The 705-nt window shown below is 34.6% G+C and carries 1 protein-coding gene; it reads left to right on the top strand.

The window, feature by feature from the left end:
* The coding region (locus tag HMPREF2647_RS00790) for a DUF1542 domain-containing protein (protein ID WP_141756740.1) at positions 1–705 on the top strand (705 nt) is incomplete at both ends.

The following is a 705-nucleotide window of genomic DNA, read 5'->3' as shown; positions in this document are numbered from 1 at the left end:
AAAGAGGCAGCCAAAGCGAAGGTAGACCAAGCGGTAACGGAAGCCAAAGCTCATATTAATGAAGCAATAACTAATTCAGATGTGGATGAAGCAAAAACAAATGGTACGACTACAATCAATGCAATCCAACCAGATGTGCTTAAAAAATCAGAAGCAAGACAAGCAATTGATAATGAAGTTATTAATAAGAAGACAGAGATCGACAATAATGTTGATGCAACTATAGAAGAAAAAGAAGCCGCAAAATCAAAAGTAGACGAAGCTGCAGTAGAAGCAAAAAATAATATTAATCATACAGAAATAAATCAAGCTGTTGACAAAGCAAAAGAAGATGGTGTTACAACAGTTAGTCATATTCAACCAAATATAGTTAAGAAAATAGCAGCAAAGACTGCAATCGATGAAGTAGCTAGAATTAAAAAAGAAGCGATTAATCAAACACCGGGTGCAACAACAGAAGAAAAAGAAGCCGCAAAATCAAAAGTAGACGAAGCTGCGACAGAAGCAAGAAATAATATTAATCGTGCTTTGTCTAACAATGATGTAGATCAAGTAGTACATAATAGTACGGCATCAATAAATAATATCCAACCAGATATAGTTAAAAAAGAACAAGCAAAACGAGGTATAGATACTCAAGCAAAAATCAAAAAAGCCATCATTGATCAAACATCTGATGCAACGACAGAAGAAAAAGAAGCAGCG

The organism is Staphylococcus sp. HMSC035D11 (assembly GCF_001836075.1).
Lineage (GTDB): Bacteria > Bacillota > Bacilli > Staphylococcales > Staphylococcaceae > Staphylococcus > Staphylococcus hominis.
The sequence above is the reverse complement of the archived record's forward strand: the minus strand, read 5'-3'. Positions and strand labels throughout refer to the sequence as shown.